This window comes from Corynebacterium sp. HMSC036E10, assembly GCF_001836265.1.
Lineage (GTDB): Bacteria > Actinomycetota > Actinomycetes > Mycobacteriales > Mycobacteriaceae > Corynebacterium > Corynebacterium coyleae.
On record NZ_KV827977.1, the window covers coordinates 1 to 19,874 of the forward strand.

At 60.8% G+C, this 19,874-nt stretch carries 22 protein-coding genes; 21 read left to right on the forward strand and 1 reads right to left on the reverse strand.

What is annotated here, in order from left to right:
* From HMPREF2736_RS12525 to HMPREF2736_RS03975, 19 genes are all read left to right on the forward strand, one after another.
* The coding region (locus tag HMPREF2736_RS12525) for a hypothetical protein (protein ID WP_210399440.1) at positions 1 to 214 on the forward strand (214 nt) is incomplete at its 5' end.
* 507 nt (positions 215 to 721) lie between these two features.
* Positions 722 to 1,702: a hypothetical protein gene (locus HMPREF2736_RS03895; RefSeq protein ID WP_083279532.1), complete on the forward strand. Its 981-nt coding sequence runs from the start codon at positions 722 to 724 to the stop codon at positions 1,700 to 1,702.
* Between the two features lie 3 nt (positions 1,703 to 1,705).
* A complete protein-coding gene (locus HMPREF2736_RS03900) occupies positions 1,706 to 2,689 on the forward strand; it encodes an HAD-IIA family hydrolase (protein ID WP_070828943.1) in 984 nt (327 codons plus the stop codon).
* Position 2,690: 1 nt separating this feature from the next.
* A complete protein-coding gene (locus tag HMPREF2736_RS12375) occupies positions 2,691 to 2,864 on the forward strand; it encodes a hypothetical protein (RefSeq protein WP_168167619.1) in 174 nt (57 codons plus the stop codon).
* The gene (locus HMPREF2736_RS03905) at positions 2,864 to 3,688 is read left to right on the forward strand and encodes a TlyA family RNA methyltransferase (RefSeq protein ID WP_070423228.1); all 825 of its coding nucleotides are present in this window, start codon (positions 2,864 to 2,866) and stop codon (positions 3,686 to 3,688) included. The genes HMPREF2736_RS12375 and HMPREF2736_RS03905 overlap by 1 nt, the downstream gene beginning before the upstream one ends.
* Entirely contained in the window at positions 3,685 to 4,623 is a 939-nt protein-coding gene (locus HMPREF2736_RS03910; protein ID WP_070828944.1) for an NAD kinase, read from the forward strand. The genes HMPREF2736_RS03905 and HMPREF2736_RS03910 overlap by 4 nt, the downstream gene beginning before the upstream one ends.
* Positions 4,624 to 4,632: 9 nt before the next feature.
* Positions 4,633 to 6,363, forward strand: coding sequence for a DNA repair protein RecN (recN, locus tag HMPREF2736_RS03915; protein ID WP_070816161.1), 1,731 nt, complete (start codon positions 4,633 to 4,635; stop codon positions 6,361 to 6,363).
* A gap of 40 nt (positions 6,364 to 6,403) precedes the next feature.
* Positions 6,404 to 7,612, forward strand: coding sequence for a putative cytokinetic ring protein SteA (steA, locus tag HMPREF2736_RS03920; protein ID WP_070828945.1), 1,209 nt, complete (start codon positions 6,404 to 6,406; stop codon positions 7,610 to 7,612).
* Between the two features lie 3 nt (positions 7,613 to 7,615).
* Complete coding sequence (locus HMPREF2736_RS03925) at positions 7,616 to 8,470, forward strand: copper transporter (protein WP_083279531.1); 855 nt, start codon at positions 7,616 to 7,618, stop codon at positions 8,468 to 8,470.
* Positions 8,467 to 9,114, forward strand: a complete 648-nt coding sequence (locus HMPREF2736_RS03930) for an NUDIX domain-containing protein (protein ID WP_070828946.1) — start codon at positions 8,467 to 8,469, stop codon at positions 9,112 to 9,114. The genes HMPREF2736_RS03925 and HMPREF2736_RS03930 overlap by 4 nt, the downstream gene beginning before the upstream one ends.
* Positions 9,115 to 10,035, forward strand: a complete 921-nt coding sequence (gene xerD, locus HMPREF2736_RS03935; RefSeq protein ID WP_070423223.1) for a site-specific tyrosine recombinase XerD — start codon at positions 9,115 to 9,117, stop codon at positions 10,033 to 10,035.
* Between the two features lie 12 nt (positions 10,036 to 10,047).
* Positions 10,048 to 11,133 (forward strand): hypothetical protein, encoded by a 1,086-nt coding sequence (locus HMPREF2736_RS03940; protein WP_246822093.1) that lies wholly within the window; start codon positions 10,048 to 10,050, stop codon positions 11,131 to 11,133.
* A 61-nt stretch (positions 11,134 to 11,194) separates the two neighbouring features.
* Positions 11,195 to 12,064, forward strand: a complete 870-nt coding sequence (locus tag HMPREF2736_RS03945; protein ID WP_070423222.1) for a ParA family protein — start codon at positions 11,195 to 11,197, stop codon at positions 12,062 to 12,064.
* Complete coding sequence (locus tag HMPREF2736_RS03950) at positions 12,064 to 12,882, forward strand: segregation and condensation protein A (protein WP_070423221.1); 819 nt, start codon at positions 12,064 to 12,066, stop codon at positions 12,880 to 12,882. The genes HMPREF2736_RS03945 and HMPREF2736_RS03950 overlap by 1 nt, the downstream gene beginning before the upstream one ends.
* A gap of 36 nt (positions 12,883 to 12,918) precedes the next feature.
* The gene (gene scpB / locus HMPREF2736_RS03955; RefSeq protein ID WP_070423220.1) at positions 12,919 to 13,473 is read left to right on the forward strand and encodes an SMC-Scp complex subunit ScpB; all 555 of its coding nucleotides are present in this window, start codon (positions 12,919 to 12,921) and stop codon (positions 13,471 to 13,473) included.
* A 45-nt stretch (positions 13,474 to 13,518) separates the two neighbouring features.
* A complete protein-coding gene (locus tag HMPREF2736_RS03960; protein ID WP_070423219.1) occupies positions 13,519 to 14,448 on the forward strand; it encodes a pseudouridine synthase in 930 nt (309 codons plus the stop codon).
* A complete protein-coding gene (gene cmk / locus HMPREF2736_RS03965) occupies positions 14,448 to 15,152 on the forward strand; it encodes a (d)CMP kinase (RefSeq protein WP_070484761.1) in 705 nt (234 codons plus the stop codon). The genes HMPREF2736_RS03960 and cmk overlap by 1 nt, the downstream gene beginning before the upstream one ends.
* Positions 15,149 to 16,747: a ribosome biogenesis GTPase Der gene (der, locus tag HMPREF2736_RS03970; protein WP_070816166.1), complete on the forward strand. Its 1,599-nt coding sequence runs from the start codon at positions 15,149 to 15,151 to the stop codon at positions 16,745 to 16,747. Before cmk ends, der begins: the two co-directional genes overlap by 4 nt.
* A gap of 8 nt (positions 16,748 to 16,755) precedes the next feature.
* A complete protein-coding gene (locus HMPREF2736_RS03975) occupies positions 16,756 to 17,442 on the forward strand; it encodes a CE1 family esterase (protein WP_070570258.1) in 687 nt (228 codons plus the stop codon).
* Positions 17,443 to 17,451: 9 nt separating this feature from the next.
* Here the strand turns inward: HMPREF2736_RS03975 and HMPREF2736_RS03980 are convergent, their stop codons facing one another.
* Entirely contained in the window at positions 17,452 to 18,234 is a 783-nt protein-coding gene (locus HMPREF2736_RS03980; RefSeq protein WP_070570261.1) for a class I SAM-dependent methyltransferase, read from the reverse strand.
* 46 nt (positions 18,235 to 18,280) lie between these two features.
* On the opposite strand from HMPREF2736_RS03980, the gene HMPREF2736_RS03985 reads away from it, so the two are divergent.
* Both HMPREF2736_RS03985 and HMPREF2736_RS03990 read left to right on the forward strand, forming a co-directional pair.
* Positions 18,281 to 19,225, forward strand: a complete 945-nt coding sequence (locus tag HMPREF2736_RS03985; RefSeq protein ID WP_083292056.1) for a CE1 family esterase — start codon at positions 18,281 to 18,283, stop codon at positions 19,223 to 19,225.
* An 87-nt stretch (positions 19,226 to 19,312) separates the two neighbouring features.
* Positions 19,313 to 19,849: a gamma carbonic anhydrase family protein gene (locus tag HMPREF2736_RS03990; protein ID WP_070451558.1), complete on the forward strand. Its 537-nt coding sequence runs from the start codon at positions 19,313 to 19,315 to the stop codon at positions 19,847 to 19,849.
* The last annotated feature ends 25 nt before the right edge of the window (positions 19,850 to 19,874 follow it).

Genomic DNA, 19,874 nt, shown 5'->3' on the forward strand with positions numbered 1-19,874 from the left:
ACCGCCGACCCAACAACTTCACACACAAACACCCAAAGTACAACACCCACGTTGCACTTTGGGTGTTTTCACGTATACCCACATGATTGTTGTCGCCGACAACAGCAACATTGGTGCACACCCACCAGACCGCAATACAAAACCAGAAACGCAGCAGGCGTCACTATGCCGCCGCATAGTGGATGCTGACTTGTCTCACTATGCCACCGCATAGTCGTTGGGGTCCACCCACTAGTCCGCAATGCAGAATCAGAAACAGTGCGGGCGTCACTATGCCACTGCATAGTCGTTGGGATGTACCCGTTAGTCCGCAATGCAGAGTCGGTTCCCACGGTGCTTGATTGCGCTCTTGTCAGCGCTCTTGGAAAAGTAGCCCAGCCGATACAAGGAAATAGTTGGTGTCCACCCACTTGTCCGCAATGCAGAGCGAAGCGACTTCACGCCACCGAAGACTCGACTAAAGCCACCAGCACACAGTCGTAAATGCAAAATGAAGCTTCACGGCCGCGGCGTTTTACACTCTGCCCAAGTCAGCGAAAGATATGACGTCGGGTTTTGCATACAGCACAGCCAGGAGAGGGACGTAACCGCAATGCGGAGAACGAATCTCCGGTAGCCCATTACGGAGTCGAATGCTCGCCAAGTCCGCTCGGCTGAGGGGGATCAGCATAACTGTGTTGAGCATCCCTATAATGGCTTGGATACGAATTGGAGGGATTCCATGGCAGAGGCCGGCAACGGAGATAACCAGGGACGTCAACGTTCTTATGGTGGTGGCGGAGACCGTCGCGGTAGGAATAACCGCGGGCAGTCTCGTGGTCGTCGTGAATTTGGCGACGGAGAGCGCGGACGTCGCGAGGATCGCTACGGTGGAGCACGCGGCGACAATAAACGCGGCGGTCACGGTGGTGGCCGCGGCCGTGGCAAGCCCCACGGTAAGGGCGGCCGCCCGGGCCACGGCGGGCAGGACAACCGTGTCCGCCACGATCGCTCGAACCCATATCGTGAGGGATACCGCGAGGAACGGATGGCGCAGAAGGAGCGCGAACCTGACTTGCCGTCGGGCCTGGATATTAACGACCTTGACCCGTCTGTGCTGCAGGATCTCAAGGTGCTTTCCAAGGACAATGCGGAACGCGTTGCACAGCACATGCTGATGGCTACTGATCTCCTGGAAGACGATCCGAAGCTCGCACTTGAGCACGCCCGCGCCGCAAAGAACCGTGCTGGTCGTGTCGGCGTTGTCCGTGAGACTGCTGGCGTAGTTGCATATCGCGCTGGTGAGTGGAAGGAAGCGCTTTCAGAACTTCGTGCGGCGCGGCGGATGTCTGGTGGCCCGGGGCTGCTAGCTGTGATGGCTGATGCGGAGCGTGGATTGGGCCGACCTCAGAAGGCGCTTGAACTTGGTCGTAGCCCTGAAGCTAATGAATTGGACGAAGCGGGGAAGATCGAATTGGCGATTGTGCTTGCCGGCGCACGCCATGATCTCGGTCAGCACGATTCTGCACTTGCGACGCTGCAGCGCATGAATCCTTCTTTGGATTCGCAGGGATTTGAGCAAGTGCGTCTTTCCTACGCATATGCTGATGCCCTTCTTGCGACTGGCCAGCGTGGTGAGGCCAAGACGTGGTTTGAACACGCTGCGAAGATTGATACGGATGGTTTCACGGATGCGGCGGAGCGCGCCGCAGAATTGGACTAGACAATGGCGCTGAAGGATAACTACGACGCTCTCCTGCTTGACCTCGACGGCACTGTGTGGAATGGCGGAGTGGCGATTCCAAACGCTGTAGAGGCCATTACGGCGTCGGGGATTCCGGCTATGTATGTGACGAACAATGCGTCGCGTAGCGCAGCGGATGTGGCTGCGATGCTGGGCAAGATTGGCCTCGATACGAAGACCGAGGATGTGATCACTTCAGCACAGGCTGCGTTGTCGATGGCTGAGGCGCACCTCGTCCCCGGAGATCCTGTTCTTGTGGTTGGCGCGCCGTCGTTTAAGCAGCTTGTCGACGATGCGGGTTACGTCGTCGTCGATAGTGCAGATGCGAATCCGAAGGCGGTGCTGCACGGCCACAACCCGGGGACCGGTTGGGTGCAGTTGTCGGAAGCTGCGTTGGCAATTCAGCGGGGCGCAATCTATCTTGCGTCAAACCTGGATACGTCTTTGCCAATGGAGCGTGGGTTGATGATCGGCAATGGTTCGATGGTTGCTGCGGTGACATCGGCGACAGGTGTGACTCCGGAAAGCGCGGGCAAGCCGGGGCCGGCGATGTTCATTCAGGCTTCTGAACGCATGAATGCGAAGCGTCCGCTTGCCGTGGGAGACAGGCTAGATACTGATATTGCAGGTGGCGTTGCGGCGGGGATTCCGTCGCTGCACGTGCTTACCGGTGTTTCTGGCCCGTTGGCGCTTATGGAGGCGCCCAAGGAGCAGCGACCGACGTTTATTGCGGAGGATATGCGCGGACTCAACGAGAACCCAGAGGTTTTGCTCCCGGGACCGCAGGGCGGTTTCGCTGCGCGAATCGACGGTAACGACATCATTTTGAGCTACGGCAAGGATGGTGCGACACCGATTCAGGCCCTGCGCACGGTTTTGGAGGTCGCGTGGCATATGGAGACTCCACCGGAGTTTGTGCGGCCCAACTCAGAGGCTGCTGAAGCTGCTACAGCTCAGTGGTGGTGACATGAAGCCAGCCATGCCCAGGGATCCGCGGGCGCCGCATACGACGCCTGAGGAGGTCACGTCACAGTTTGAAGCGATTCTCGCGGAAGATACTGAATCGCTTGCCGATGAGGTTGACGCACTGACGCGCGCGCATGCGGTACTGGGGCATGCGTTGCAAGAAAGGAACAGCTAATGCCGCCCAAACGGAGGCGTTTGGATGCAGAGCTTGTGCGCCGCAAGATTGCACGTTCGCGCGAGCAGGCTCAAACGTGGATCAAGGAGGGCCGTGTCGAGGTCGGTGGGTTTGTGGCGTCGAAGCCGGCGACAGTGGTAGAGCCAGAGGCGTCGATACGCGTCAATGTCGAGGACATTGATGACTGGGCGTCTCGTGGCGCGCACAAGTTACTTGGCGCACTGGAAGCCTTCGGGCCACGTGGCCTGAGCGTCGAAGGGCGTAGGGCGCTGGATGCTGGCGCGTCGACAGGTGGGTTTACAGACGTGTTGCTCAGAAACGGCGCACGTGAGGTTGTTGCCGTGGACGTTGGCTACGGTCAGCTCGTGTGGCGCTTGCAGAACGATCCGCGGGTGCGGGTGCTCGATCGGACGAATATCCGAAACCTGACGCCGGACATGATGGGTGGACTCGCGGACCTGATGGTCGGGGACCTGTCTTTCATCTCGTTGAAGCTGGTGTTGCCGGCACTGGTGGAATGTCTTGAGGATGGCGCTGACTTGTTGCCGATGGTCAAGCCTCAATTTGAGGTTGGCAAGGACCGTTTAGGCTCTGGTGGCGTTGTCCGTTCACAGGAGTTGCGCGAAGAAGTCACTGTGGATGTCGCCCAGTTCGCACAGGGGCTGGGGCTCAGCGTGCGTGGGGTGGCTGCGTCGCCTCTGCCAGGGCCGAGCGGTAACGTGGAGTACTTCCTGTGGCTTGTAAAGGATGGAGGCGAGGCAATGCTTGACGACGATTCCCTCGCCGCCGCAGTCCAAAAGGCCGTGAAGGAGGGGCCGCAATGACGGCTGAGCGTGAGATCTTGTTGGTTCCGCACTTGTTCCGCGAGTCGAATATCGCGTCCGCAGCGAGGGCTGCGGAGATGCTCCAGGAAGCCCGCATTACGGTGCGGTTGCTTGAACAGGAACAGATGGATGCGATTGAGACGCATCCGGTGCTCAGTGGGCTGACACGTGCCGCTGCTGACGACAATGCGGCGCTTGGCTGCGAGCTGGTGCTGGTGCTCGGCGGAGATGGAACATTTCTGCGCGCCGCAGAGCATGCCCGGGCGCAGGATATTCCGGTGTTGGGAGTCAACCTCGGACATGTCGGGTTCCTCGCAGAAGGTGACGCGGAGAGTCTTGAGGAGTCGGTGAGGCAGGTCGTCGATAAGACGTACCGCGTTGTCGACAGAATGACCATCGACGTGGCAGTCATCGACCAAGAGGGGCAGGTCGTCGGGACGGATTGGGCGCTGAATGAATGCAGCGTGGAGAATCTGGATCGTACACGGGTGCTTGATGCCACGTTGGAGGTTGATTTTCGGCCTGTGTCGTCGTTTGGCTGCGATGGCGTACTGGTGGCCACACCGACCGGATCCACAGCCTATGCGTTTTCTGCTGGCGGTCCGGTGATGTGGCCAGAACTCGATGCGTTGCTGGTGGTGCCGAATAACGCACATGCGTTGTTTGCAAAGCCACTTGTTGTCTCGCCGCGCTCGACGGTTGCTGTGGAGTCAGAACACACGACGTCGAGTGCCATGGCGGTAATGGATGGGTTCCGTCGCATCCCGGTGCCTCCTGGTTCGAGGGTTGAAGTAAGTAGGGGGTCGCGTCCGGTGCGGTGGGTACGCTTGGACGACAAACCGTTCACCGACAGGCTGGTGGATAAGTTCCGGCTGCCGGTGTCCGGCTGGCGCGGCCCGCGGACGGGTCGTGGTGTACGCGGCGTTGATGCGTAAGGAGGCAGAGTGCTCGCAGAGATCGCGATTTCTAACTTGGGCGTGATCCGTCATGCCTCGGCGGAGCTTGCTCCTGGGTTGACGGTGCTCACCGGTGAAACCGGTGCAGGTAAGACCATGGTTGTCACCGGCTTGCGGCTGCTGACAGGAGGCCGCGCTGATGCCTCCCGAGTGCGAACCGGGGCGCAGGAAGCTGTGGTTGAAGGCGCGCTCAGCATCGCAGATCTGCCGGAATCGACATTGTCCGCCGTGCATGCGATTGCAGAGGGCGCTGGTGCAGGGCCTGATGAAAACGGCGAATACGTCGTCTCACGTGCTGTGAAAGCGACGGGGCGATCGAGCGCTCACCTAGGAGGCCGAAAGGTTCCGGCCGCGACACTGGGTGATCTTGCCGGGCATCTGCTCACGATTCATGGCCAGAACGACCAGTTGAGGCTTCTCGCGCCGGAACAGCAGCTGGCGGCGTTGGACCGGTTCGACCCGGCGATCGCTCAGAAGCTCTCCTCCTATCGCGATGTTTATGTCCAGTGGCGCGAGGCATCGAAAGATCTGAAGGACCGCACCGAGAAACGCCTTGAGTTGGCACAGGAGATGGACCGGCTGCGGTTTGCAATTGAGGAAATCGACGCAGTTGCACCCGTAGACGGCGAAGATGCCGATCTCGTTGCAACCATTAACCGTCTTCAGGATGTTGATGCGCTGCGTGAGGCCGCCCAGACCGCGCTGGTGGCAATTGATGGTGCTGAAGCCGTCGGCGGCTACAGCGCAGAGGCGGAAGAAGCTGCATCAGACCTTGTTGGCAGGGCGCAGGCGGCGTTGGTAGGAGCTAGTGACGAGGAGTTACGGGAGCTTGGTGTGCGCCTCGGGGAGGTCGCCGGTGTGCTTGCGGATGTGTCTGCGGAACTCGGTAGTTTCACCGCAGATCTTCCGACCGACCCGGATGAGCTAGAGCGCCTTCTGCAGCGCCAACAGGAACTCAAGGGGCTCACACGAAAATATGCTCCGGACATCGCGGGTGTGTTGGCGTGGCGAGAGAAGGCCGGGAAACGGCTGAGCAAGATTGATACGTCAGAAGAAGCTATCGACGAGCTGAAGCGCCGCGTTGCTGATCTTGAAGCCGAACTAAAAAAGCGAGCGGCAGCGTTGACCAAGGCACGCAACAAGGCTGCCAAAAACCTCGGGGAGGCGGTGACGGAAGAGCTTCACGGGCTTGCCATGCCGAAGGCGCAGCTGCGCGTCGAGCTGGCGGAGGCCAAGTTTGGCCGCGATGGTGCGGACGCTGTGGAGATCACGCTCGCACCGAACAGCGCGTTGGAGCCAAAGCCGTTGGCCACGAGCGCATCTGGTGGTGAGCTCTCACGAGTCATGCTGGCACTTGAGGTGATCCTTTCGGAGTCGTCTGCGGGCGGCACGCTGGTCTTTGATGAGGTGGACGCTGGTGTCGGTGGACGTGCTGCGGTGGAGATTGGGCGCCGTTTGGCGAGGTTGGCGTTGAGGCATCAGGTCATCGTCGTTACGCACTTGCCCCAGGTTGCGGCGTATGCGAACACGCACCTGCATGTGTCAAAGGACGTGGGCGACGAGGCGGTGACGTCGGGTGTGGGCAATCTGACTGACGAGCAGCGGATTGAGGAGCTCGCGCGCATGATGGCGGGCCTTGATGATTCGGATACAGGGCGTGCCCACGCGGCAGAATTGTTCAAGCGTGCGCAGCGCGAAGTGGAGGAAATGCGGACGTAGCCCGCGCGCCTCCACAGTTCTGGCAGGTCAACGTTGCACAATGGTCGCTATGACTGTTGGAACTGGGGAAGCGCCCGCGCAGGAATTGCGCGGTACGCTGCGCGACTGCACACCGCAGGGCAAAGGCCTTGCTCGCCTGCATGAGGGCGATATTGCGATTGTGGATGCGCCGGACATGCAGCGTCGTTTAGCAGAGCAGCTCATTGCCCGCCGTCCTGCTGCGGTGATCAATCTTGCGCCGTACAGCACTGGATCCTTACCGACGTTCGGTCCGCATTTGCTTCTCGACGCCAACGTTCCGATCTTCGAAGTGGCCGACGCAGCAGTTCGCGAGAAGACCCGCGACGGCAAGAAGGTCACGGTCACGCCAGAGGGGACGATCACCGTCGGAAGGAAAGACGTCGGTGTTGCACAGCGTGTCACACGTGAGCAGGTGGACAACTCCTTCGCTGAGGCACAGCAAGGTCTCGTGGAGAACATGGAAGCCTATTTCGGCAACACCATCGAGTTCATCCACTCGGAAGCGCCGTTGCTTATCGACGGTGTCGGCGCACCCGAACTTGGCGACGCGATGGCGGACCGCAAGGTCGTTGTTGTCTCTCCAGGAGATGACACGCGGCGCCGTCTGACAGGCATCCGCAACTTTATGCGGGAGTACACCCCGGTCATCATTGGTGTGGGAAGCGCCGCGAACACGCTGGCAGAGATGGGTTATGTCGCTGATTTCATTGTCGGTGACCCCGCGGATGTCGCGTCGGAGAACTTGCGTTCTGAAGCACGGGTGATTCTGCCGGCTGACCCAGACGGTTATGCGCCTGGCTTGGAGCGTATCCAAGATTTGGGTGTGGGTGCGATGACGTTCCCAACAGCGACTGATTCGCCGACAGACCTCGCGATCTTGCTTGCTGCGTTCCATGATGCGGAGACGATTGTCACCGTAGGCGAGCCGGTGGAGTTGGACGGGATGCTCACGGACCCGGCGAATGCCGATCCGGCTGCGTTGCTTGCTCGCTTGAAGGCCGGCCGCAAGGTTGTTGATTCTACGGTTATTGAGAATCTTTACGCAGTCGAATCCACCAGCGGTGTCGCATGGGCCTGGGCGTTACTCGGCCTGCTGGTCGCTGCTGCCGCCGTCATTCTCGTCGTTGGGCTTGGCGGAAATGGGACGTTCGCCGACAACCTGGTCAATACCTGGGACACAGTTGCCAACACGGTGCGCGGCTGGATTCCGGCAGGGGAAGGGGAGTAAACCGTGGGAAAGCAAAAAGGGACGGGTGGGCTTGTCACTGCTGGTCTGTGTTGGGGGTTAGCTCTCGGCGTGGTGTTGGGGGCCTCGGTACTCGCGCCGGCTATTCCTGGCGGCCCGGATCTGTTCAATGGTGCGTTTCTCAGCGACATCGACCGGAACGCGAATGGTGATGGAGCCGAGGAACCGACAAAGGAAAGCAGCGAAGCGCAGCAGCGGCTTGATGCTGCCGATGCTCTTCTGGGCAGTGAGTCGGTGTCCATCGTCTCTGGAGCGCTCAAAGAGGTGCCGGTCGCTATCGTGCGTACGCATACGGCCGCCGATATCGATGTTGATTCCGTGCGGTGGCTGCTCAACGCGGCGGGCGCTTCCGATGCTGGTGAGTTGAAATTGACAGAGAAGTTTACGTCGCAAAACTCTGCCGACGAGTTGTCCACGGTGATTGCGTCGACGTTGCCGTCCGGTGCGCAGTTGAGCGTGGAGAACCGTTCACCGGGCACCCATGCGGGTGAGTCGTTGGCGTCGATTATGTTGATCGACCCTGAGACGAAGGAAGCGCCAGCACAGGCTTCGGATCGCAAAATCGTAATTGACACGCTGCAACAATCCGGTTTCGTCGAGACGAAAGGTGAGATCGTGCCCGCGGAGGCTGTCGTGATTGTGGATGGCGCCTCCGGTGACGCCGGCGGAGACTTTGGTGCGAAGCTGGTGCAGGACCTTGCGGAAGCACTTGGCCATGCAGGCAAAACCGTGCTGACTAGTCAAGACATCGCGCCAAAGGAACTGCGCGGCGTGACAACGGTAGGCAACGTGAGCTACGAGTCCGGCAGGATTTCTTCAGTGCTGGCGGTGGCAGAGTGAGCCACGAATTTACCGTCGAGTCCTCCGAGGTACTGATCGACGCCCCAATCATCGCTGTGCGCCGCGACAGTGTGGTCATGCCGGGTGGCAAGCCAGTTAACCGTGAGATCGTCGAGCATTTCGGCGCAGTGGCAGTAGTTGCACTTGACGACGACGGGCGCGTCGCGCTCGTCGAGCAGTACCGGCACAGCGTAGGCAAGCGGCTGCTTGAACTGCCTGCGGGGCTTCTGGACATGTACGAAGAAGACGAGTTGGTATGTGCGAAGCGCGAACTGGTTGAGGAAGCCGGTCTCGAGGCTGAGCAGTGGGGCGTGCTGGTGGATTTGGTGACGTCTCCGGGGTTTGCGGAAGAGGCGGTGCGGGTATTCGTCGCAAAGCAACTGCGCGAGGTGGAACGCCCGGACGCCGAGGACGAAGAAGCCGACATGGACTTTCGGTGGGTGCCACTGAGCGAGGCCGCACAAATGGTGCTTCGAGGCGAGATTGTGAACTCAATCGCCGTGGGCGGCATTTTGGCTGCTTGCCGTGTCGCAGAGGGTAAAGCGCAGTCACGTGATGTGTCGGAGCCATTCGAGTTGCGCCCGCAATCGCTGCCGAAGCGGCGAGCCGAGCGTGGCATCGTGCCGGATATGAAGCGCATCTAGATGGCGGTAAAAGCCGACGAACTAGCTGCGCGCTGGTTGCAGCATCTCGCTGTTGAGCGGGGAGTCTCCCCTCACACGTTGAGTAACTACACCCGCGACGTCAACCGGTACACACGATGGTTGGCAGCCGCTGGGAAAAGCGACTTGGCAACAGTCAGTGCCACCGATGTAGAGGCGTACGTTGCTGACTTGCGCCGCGGGGTGGACGGCGCACGCCCCCTCGCGGCATCTTCGGCTGCGCGTGCGCTGACTGTCGCCCGAGGCTTGCACCGCTTTGGCGTAGAAGAAGGCGTATTGCCGGCAGATACCGCTGCCGAAGTTTCCCCACCGTCAGCTGGCGAGAAGCTACCCGACACTTTGAGCATTGGGGAGGTGGCGACGCTTCTCGATGCCTGCCCGACCGAACAGCCCCTCGGCCTACGCGACAAGGCGCTGTTGGAAACGCTATACGCCACAGGTGCGCGAGTTTCTGAGGTGCTTGATCTGAGCGTCGATGATGCGACAGCCGCAATAGATACTGAAGGCATTCTGACCGTGACTGGCAAGGGAAGTAAGCAGCGCCTCGTCCCGCTCGGCCGGCATGCACAAGATGCGATCGAGGCGTACCTCGTGCGAGGCAGACCCGTATTCGCCACCGGGAAGTCACACGCGTTGTTCTTGAATAGGCGCGGTGGAGCCTTAACTCGCCAGAGCGCCTGGACTGTAATCAAGCAGGCTGCGGAGCGTGCGGGGATAGACAAAGAGATCTCCCCGCACACGCTCCGGCACTCGTTTGCCACGCATCTGCTGGAAGGTGGCGCAGATGTGCGCTCCGTGCAGGAATTGTTGGGGCACGCTTCAGTGACGACTACGCAGATTTACACACATGTCACAGCAGATAGCCTGCGCGAGGTTTGGCGTAGTTCGCATCCACGTGCGTAAGCTTTTACGCTTATGAGTGAGTACACATTTGCACGAGCACGTCGCGCAACACTTGCGGTTCCGGCAGCCCTGCTGCTTGCCGTGGGGCTTGGCGGAGGTGTGGGAGCACACCCTGCCTCGGCGCAGATCCCGGGCGGGCTAAGCCCGGATGCAATGGCGAACATGATTCCCTCGGAGATCACCGTGCCTGCGGGGCAGACGACGACGGTTGATGTGGGCGTGCCGGTGGATGTGAATTACTCCGCAGGCGGCTGGGTGGTCACATCCAATGGCACGTCGGTGTCGGTGACCGCTCCAGCGGAAGAGGGCGCGACCGCAGCAGTGCCTGCGAGCGCCGGCGGTTACACGGCGACAGTTAACCTCGTCGCTGTGGGCGGCGGACAGGCAACTGATGCAGACGAAATTGCGGGCGGTGGCGCTGGAGAAAACACCGAGCACCACGGTGGTGGAGGCCACTCCGAAGACAACGGTGGCGGTGGCGCAAACGGCGGTGGCGACGCAAACGGTGAAGCCCCGAACGGCGGATCCGGTGCGGGTGCAGGCAGTGGCAGCGGCGCCGTCAATCGCCCTGAGCGTAAGCCAGCGGAAAAGGCGGACACCGCGGATGCGAAGCGCCTCGATTTCGAGGGAGAGATTCACGGCAACGAGATCGTCGTCAAAGTGCCCCTGAGCAAGGCGCGCGATTTGATGAAATACGCCAACTACGACTCGTCGAATGCGAAACTGCGTTACCTCGATGTCAACGGCAACATCATCGAAGGGGTCAAGCGTGACGTGAACGTCGCAGGGCGCACGTTGACGCTGACGTACCCGGAAGGCGAGACGCCTGACAACCCGTTCATTATGGAGGTCGTGGAGAACGGCGCGGCGACGTTTGTCGCGGTGATTACGTCGACGAATGCTCCGGTTGAGCAGGCTGCCGAAACGGATGAAGAAAACCCGTATGCGGGAGCAGACAACAAAGGTCAAGGCGATAGCGTTGACTCGGGTTCGTCGGTAGGTGATCTTGTCCCGCTCATCATTGGTGGTGGTGCGCTTATCGCGGCACTTGCGCTGCTGATTATCTTCCTTCGGAAGCGAAGCCGTGGGCAGGTCTAATCACAGCGTTGTAAGATGACTGCAGTCAAGGGTTTAGACGTGATCGAGGGAAGGATCGGCCATGGCGGACGAGGCGCTGTTTGACGCGGCTGACCAGAAGACGTTTTTGACGGGTCGGCCGTGGCGTGAGTTTGCCAAGCCGAAGGAGCTTGAGCGGCACGGTCCCGCAACCATCATCTCGATGGTGAACCAAAAGGGCGGCGTGGGTAAGACCACGTCCACTATCAATCTCGGTGCATGCTTGGCAGAGCAAGGGCGCAAGGTGCTACTGGTAGACCTCGACCCGCAGGGTGCACTCTCCGCTGGCCTTGGTGTGTCCTATGAGGAGGATCAGGTCACGGTCTACGACTTGCTGTTTGACAACACTGCCAGCATTCACGCGGCGATCAAGCGCTCAAACGTGTCCGGGCTTGATCTGGTACCCGCGAATATTGACCTGTCTGCGGCTGAAATCCAACTGGTCAACGAAGTCGGCCGCGAGCACACGCTAGCTCGTGCGCTGCGCCCGGTGCGCGGGGAGTACGACTTCATCATCCTGGACTGTGGCCCGTCGCTCGGTTTGCTCACTGTGAATGCGTTGGCGTGCTCGCAGGGCGTGATCATCCCCATGGAGTGTGAGTACTTCTCGCTCCGAGGTCTCGCGCTGCTCACCGATACCGTGGAAAAGGTGCGCGACCGCATCAACTTCGACCTGGACATCGTGGGCATCCTTGTCACTATGTTTGATCGTCGCACGACCCACGCCCGTGAGGTCATGGATCGTGTAGTTGAGGTGTTCGGCGACCGCGTCTTCGACACCGTGATTACCCGTACCGTGCGTTTCCCGGAGACATCGGTCGCGGGTGAGCCGATTATTACGTGGGCTCCCAACTCGCAAGGTGCGGAACAGTACCGCAATCTGGCCCTTGAGGTGTTGGAGCGCACTAGCTAGTGGCCCAGGCACCTGAGCAGTACCCCCAGCCGGAGATCACGGGCTTTACCCTCGCGCTGAATAACTTCGAGGGGCCGTTTGATCTGCTGCTCAGCTTGATTCAGGCGAAGAAACTCGACGTGACCGAGGTTGCGCTCGCCGAGGTGACCGACGAGTTCATTGCGTATACCCGTGCGTTGGGGCAGACGGAGTCGCTTGACGAGGTCACTGAGTTCCTCGTGGTCGCGGCCACCTTGTTGGACATGAAGACTGCGCGGCTGTTGCCACGTGGTGATCATGACCTGGAGGAAGACTACGACCTTCTGGAGGCCCGGGACCTCCTGTTCGCACGTCTTCTGCAGTACCGTGCATATCAGCAGGTTGCTGACCAGTTTGCTACGTGGCAAGCATCTGCTAATCGACGACACCCGCGTGCCGTATCCATGGAGCCCCGGTTCGTGGACCTTTTGCCTCCGGTGGAACTCGGCCATACAGCGGCGAGTTTCGCGGAACTGGCAGCCAGCGTATTTCGCCCGAAACCACCGGAGGAAGTACGCACCGACCACCTGCACGCCGTTGCTGTGTCCGTGCCTGAGCAGGCGGGCAAGATCCTGGATACACTCAAGCTCGCCGGCTCAGGTACCTGGATGACGTTCGCCGCACTGACACGCGATTGCACGAGGTCCATGGAGGTGGTCGGCCGGTTCCTCGCCCTGCTGGAGTTGTACAAGGCCCGAGCGGTGGAAACAGAGCAGCCCGAAGCGCTTGGCCAACTTGACGTGTCCTGGACCGGGCTTGAGGTCGATCCGGCGGTCGTTGCGGCGTCGAACTGGAACTAGGCGCCGATTCAGTACCGGCAGCTACACTTCGGCGGTATGGAAGACATGCCGATGGTTGCGCAGTTGCGTTCGCGGATTGAGTCGGTGCTGTTGGTCGTCGATACGCCGGTGTCTGTGGAGGACCTCGCGGGTGCGCTCGGAGCAACGACTGCGGAAGTGTCGGATCACCTTCGCGCGTGGTCGCGAGAACTCGACACCCGTGGCAGTGGCATTGATTTGCGTGAGACCGCAGAGGGCTGGCGGCTGTATACCCGGCCCGAAAATGCCGATGCGGTCGAGGCGTTCTTGCTCGACGGCACGCAGAAGAAACTCTCGCGCGCGGCAATGGAGACGCTCGCAGTGGTTGCTTACCGCCAGCCGGTGACGCGCTCGCAGGTTGCCGGAGTGCGCGGGGTCAATGTTGATGGCGTCATGCGCACCCTTGCGCTGCGCGGCTTGATTGCGGAGGTTGATCCTGAGCAAGAATCTGGCGCACACCGCTATGTGACGACGGAGCTGTTCCTCGAACTTCTGGGCATTGACTCGCTTGAGCGCCTTCCTGACCTTGCGCCACTGCTTCCGGACATCGATGCAATCGAAGATGCCTGGTAGGATCGGCCCAAAAACCGCATACGACTGAAAAGGAATTGAGGAAACATGACTCCTCCCGCTCGCCGAGACGGCACACCGGACAAGCCCGAGAAGGACGAAACGTTCTACATCTCGTACGCGAAGCCGGCAAAGAAGCAGAATGTCCGTTTGGACAAGCGACGCGCAAATGCCGCGAAGAATGAGCCCCACCCGCTGGATGACAACTGGTGGGACGACAACCCGCAGGATAAGACCCGCAAAACTGAGGGGATCCGTCTGCAGAAGGTGTTGGCGCAGGCAGGTGTGGCGTCTCGTCGTCACGCAGAGGCCATGATCGACCAGGGCCGCATTGAGGTCAACGGCAAGATCGTCAACGTGCAAGGCATGCGTGTTAACCCGAACGTGGACATCATCCGCGTGGACGGGGAGCGCATCAACGTCAACGAGGAGCACGAATACTTCGTGTTTAACAAGCCGCGTGGCGTGCACTCGACGATGAAGGATGAGCTTGACCGCACCTCGGTCGGCTCCTACCTTTCGGAGCGCACCGCCGCGGGTCAGCGTCTGTTCCACGTGGGACGCCTCGACGCCAACACGGAGGGCCTGTTGCTGTTGACCAACGACGGTGAACTGGCGAATCGTCTGATGCACCCGAAGTACGAGGTGTCGAAGACCTACATGGCCACTGTCCTGGGTGAGGCGAACAATGCGCTGGTCAAGCAGCTCAAGGAGGGCATTGAGCTTGACGACGGCCCCGCGAAGGCCGACTACGCTCAGATCGTGGATGTCCACAATGGGCAGTCGATCATCCGAGTGGAGCTCCACGAAGGCCGTAAGCACATTGTGCGCCGCATGCTGAAGGAAGCTGGCTTCCCGGTGCAACGACTGGTTCGCACCAAGTTCCACACGGTCCAGCTCGGCGAGATGAAGCCAGGCATGATGCGTGCGCTCAATTCCTCCGAGCTTGCGTCGCTGTACAAGGCGGTGGGGATGTAATGGCAGACCAGAAGATTTCCAACTTGGCTGACGGCGGGCTGATTCTCGCAGTGGACGGCCCGTCCGGCACCGGTAAATCTACGATGTGTCGCGCGTTAGCGAAGAAGCTCGACGCGAAGTATGTGGATACGGGTGCGATGTACCGCGTTGCCACCCTGGCCGTCTTGCGCGCTGGTGTCGACCCGGTTGATACGGATGCGGTGATCGAAGCGACCGCTGATCTGCCGCTTGAGGTATCCGACGATCCGGATTCCACCGCAGTGTTGTTTGCAGGTGAGGATGTTGCCCGCGAGATCCGAGGACCGGAAGTCACCCAGCACGTTTCTGCGGTCTCTGCGATCCCGCAGGTCCGCGTGAACCTTGTGGAACTGCAGCGCAAGTTGGCCCGCGAGGCCGGCCGCGCGATCGTGGAGGGCCGCGATATCGGCACTGTCGTGTTGCCGGATGCTCCGGCAAAGGTCTACATGACGGCAAGCGCTGAAGTACGTGCGAAGCGTCGCTTCGATCAGGATGTAGCCGCTGGCCGTGACGTGGACTTTGATGCAGTGTTGGCGGATGTGAAGCGGCGCGACGAGGCGGACTCGTCACGCAAGACCAGCCCGCTGCGTCCCGCTGACGACGCCGAGATCGTGGATACGTCTGAAATGACCCCGGATGAGGTGCTCGCTGCGCTGACTGCCGTGGTGGAAAGGAGCGCACGATGAGCGACAAGAGGAACATTGAAGACGGTCTCGAGCCGGAGACTCAATTCATCCAACCCGGCATCGATGCCTCTGGCTACGACGACCTTGAAGCCTATGAGGTCGATGCGGACGACGCTGAGTACTACGACGACCTCGAGGACTTCGATGAGTCGGAGTTCAGCGAGGCCGACTTCGGCGACGATACCGATGCTGGCGACGAGACCGACGACTACACCGACGAAGAATGGGCCGAAATCGAAGCCGAATACGGCATCATCCGCCCGGACGTGGTCAAGGAAGCGTTGCCGACGGTGTCTATCGTGGGCCGCCCGAATGTGGGTAAGTCTTCGCTGGTAAACCGGTTCTTGGGTCGTCGTGAAGCAGTTGTGGAGGACCATCCCGGCGTGACCCGCGACCGTGTGAGCTACATGGCGGAGTGGAACGGACGTCGTTTCTGGGTGCAGGACACCGGTGGCTGGGACCCGGACGCAAAGGGCATCCACGCCTCGATCGCGCGCCAGTCCGAGGCAGCCATGGAGACCTCGGACGTCATCGTCATGGTTGTCGACGCAAAGACCACCGTGACCGAGACAGACATGGTGATGGCCCGCAACCTGCAGCGCGCTGAGGTGCCTGTCATCCTCGTTGCAAACAAGTTTGAGTCCGACAGTCAGTGGGGCGAGGTCGCCGAGTTCTATTCGCTGGGTCTTGGCGATCCGTGGCCGGTCTCTGCGCTGCACGGCCGCGGCGGTGCCGACGTGCTCGATGAGATCCTGCGCAACTTCCCCGAGGTTCCGCGTGCTGCCGCGTCGGTCACTCAGGGCCCGCGACGTGTTGCACTTGTGGGCCGCCCGAACGTGGGCAAGTCCAGCCTGCTGAACAAGCTGACCAAGTCCAATCGCTCTGTCGTGGACAACGTCGCCGGCACCACCGTCGACCCGGTCGACGAGTTGGTGCAGTTGGACGAGGACCTTTGGACGTTCATCGATACCGCCGGCCTGCGGAAGAAAGTTAAGAACGCCCAGGGCCACGAGTACTACGCATCACTGCGCACTCGCGGCACGATCGAGGCCGCTGAAGTGTGTGTGGTGCTCATCGACGCCTCCCAGGAGATCTCCGAGCAGGACCAGCGCGTGATCTCGATGGTGCTCGAAGCCGGTAAGGCCATGGTGATCTGCTTTAACAAGTGGGATCTGATGGACGAGGATCGTCGTTACGAGTTCGACCGCGAATTCGACCTGACCATGGGCCAGTTGAAGTGGGTAACCAAGCTCAACATTTCCGCGGACACCGGTCGTGGTCTGCACCGCCTGGAGCCAGCGATGAAGGAAGCGCTGGAGAACTGGGACAAGCGCATCTCTACCGGCCAGCTCAACAACTGGCTGCGTGAGGCGATTGCCGCGAACCCGCCTCCGATGAAGAACAACCGTCTGCCCAAGCTGCTCTTTGCCACCATGGCGACGACGCGCCCGCCGACAATCATTCTGTTCACCACGGGCTTCCTCGATGGCGGTTACCGCCGCTACCTTGAGCGCAAGTTCCGCGAGCAGTTCGGCTACCACGGCACTCCGGTGCGCATCGCGGTGCGTGTGCGTGAGCGTCGCGGAAAGAAGTAGGCAGGACTATGGACTCGACGGTCTATTCCGCGCCCTCAGATCCGAAGGGGCCGTTGCCCCTGATTGTTGCGCTGCACGGTCGTGGCGATAATGGGCGGAACTTCCTCGGCGGTACCGGCCTCGTGCAGGCCAACGCAGTGGTCGTTGCGCCGACGGGTGCCGGTCTGGCGTGGGCTCCTGCGCCGTATGCGCTGAACACGATTGAGCAGGACAAGGCGCGTATCGACGACATCATCGCCCAAACCAGCGAACACTTCGACATCGACCCCGAACGCATTTATGCTGTCGGTTTCTCCAATGGTGGCGGTCTCGCGGTCTACTTGTCGACGCTCAGCGATACCTTCGCGGGTGTTGCCTCTGTGTCTGCGGCTGTGCGCTGCACCGAGGCGCAGATCGAGGCAGCCGAGCCGGTGGACTACCTCAACATCCACGGCACCCACGACGACGTAGTGCCATATAACGGCGAGGTCCGGCCGGGATACGGCAGCCCCGCTGAGGACGGCATTCTCGGCGCTCCCGAAGTGGTTGCCGCGTTTGAGCGTCGCAATGGCGACAAGGCTCGTACCCTGCACCACCGAGTGGAGGGCATGGGCCACGAGTGGCCTACCGGACCGTGGGCTGCGCATCGTGGCATCGACGTGACCGAGGAGATCTTCCACTTCTTCGGGATTGAGAAGCGGACCGACTTGTTTTAGCAGCCCGCCCTATCGCCGGTACACAAACGCGTCCGTGCGGTAGGGCAGCGGGATGATTTGTCCCTCATCGAACCCGAGGCGCTCGTAGAGGTACCACGTCAGATTCGCCTCCATCTTTGCCCGGGTGCGCTCGGAGGCTTTCAGCCAGTACGAGCGTGTGGCCATGAGCTCGAAGCAGTGTTCGACTGGGATCTGATCGACCCACTCCGTGCGGACCTCCCGTTCGAGTTTCCACGGGGCGTGCACGGTGGGGTAGAAGCCTTCGCGCTGCACATCACCCGAGTGCATGATGCGGCTGAGCCGCAGCACCCAAGGGTGATGTACCGCGAGCGTATTCCAACACAAAACGAGAGATCCGCCATCGCGAATGACGCGGTCTGCCTCAGCACTGGCCTCTGCCGGGTCCACCCAGTGCCAGGTCTGTGCGCACGCGATCGCATCGACGGCATTGTCCGCGAGCCCCGTCGCTTCCGCCGTCGCCCGCCACACAGGCACCTCCGGCAACTGGTGATGGAGTACCCGCGTCATGTCGGGGGAGGGGTCGCATGCATAGACGGTGCGGTGGTCGTCGATAAGCAACTGCGTTAATTTCCCAGTGCCGGCGCCGACGTCGCACACGACATCGGCGCCGTCGAACAACTCGGCAACCTCACGAGGATACGACGGACGCGCGTCGTGGTAGCGATCCGCATCGCGCACAAACGCACTCGCCGCGGTGTGTTGGTGAGCGCGGTCACGAAAGGTCGGCTGCGACTTCTTGCTCGGACCTGGCTGTGTTCCGCTTATTGGCATGATGCACTAATCTACCTGTCGTGTTTTATCCGGAGCAGCAGACGTAATGGGCAAAGTTTCAACCGTCACCGCGGCGGCGTTGTCCACAGTCCTGCTCGTACTCACCGGCTGCTCCGGAGGGGACGGAAGCGTCAAGGAACCCGGGGTAACAACCAAAGCACTGCCCGCTGCGGACGACGTGCGCGAGGTCGAACCATGGGGGCCACCAGGCAGCGAACATCGCAACATCACCGCAGGTGGGTTGAAGCGCGACTACATCGTCTCTACCCCTGCGGGAGCGCGTCAGCGTGACCGTCTGCCAGTGATCTTCGTGTTCCACGGCTATAAGGAAGACGCCGAAAAGATCCGGAAAAACTCCGGGCTCGATGCCGCAGACGCCATTGTGGCGTACCTCGACGGCAAAGATTCTGCCTGGGCGCCTGCACCGTACGCCTCGACTTCTGGGCAACAAGACCTTGCGTTTGTGGACGCCGTCCTCGCCGCGCTCGAAGGCGAATTTTCGGTCGACCACTCCCGTATTTTTGCGGCGGGGTTCTCAAACGGTGGGGGCTTCGCCGCGTTTGTGGGTTGCCAACGACCACAGGCATTCACAGGCATTGCCACGGTTGCAGGCGCCTATTATCAACGCGTTTCTGCAGGCTGTTCCCAGATACCGATGATGCACGTCGATTTCCACAGCACGGGCGACAATGTCATTGCCTACAACGGCGGGCAACGCCACGCCACGGCATACAACTCGGTGGAGGAAATGCTTCACGAGTCCGCGTCGCGCAACCACTGCGACGCCCGCCACGAAGACATTGAGGTAGCCCCTGGCGTTATCCGCGAGGCGTGGACAGGTTGCGACGCCGAACTTGCCCACTACCGCATCGAAAATGGCCCCCACGTGTGGCCAGGCGGCGCCGGCGACTCATCTGGGACGGTGCCGAAAGGCTTCGCCACCGACGCCATGCTGAAGTTCTTCCGGCTCGGCCGGGCGACGCAGCAGTAGCGCACTGCTTGACGACGACCACCCGAACAGGCGCGGTTACGCACTTTTCAGCGCCACGCGTTGGGCAATTCCGGCACACTGGAACGCATGATCTATAGCTTCGAAGGCAAAACCCCCAAGATTCATCCATCGGCGTACATCTCTGATGAGGCGACGATTATCGGCGATGTTGAGATAGGCGAGGACGCCAACATCTGGCCCGGCGTGGTCATCCGTGGCGATGTGGGCGCAATCCGTATCGGTGCACGTGTGAACGTGCAAGACGGCTCAGTCCTGCACGTGGATACGGATGGGGAGACAGTGCTCGAAGAGGACGTGACGATTGGCCACCTTGCGATGATCCACGGTTGCCATATCGAGCCAGGCTGCCTGATCGGGATGAATGCGACGGTGCTGTCGCGGTCGCGCATCGGCAAGGGCAGCATCATCGCCGGCGGGGCAGTGGTACTGGAGGGGCAGCAGTTGCCGGAGTTCTCTCTTGCAGCAGGTGTGCCGGCAAAGGTCAAGCGCGCACTCGAGTCGGACACCTTTGAGGCGCGGTTGAGGCACGCGGCGTATTACGTGGAGCTGGGCCGGCGGGCAGCGACAGGTCTCATGGCGGTGGACCGGGCGTCGCTTGCGTAAAACTTCACACTAGAACTGCTGTGAA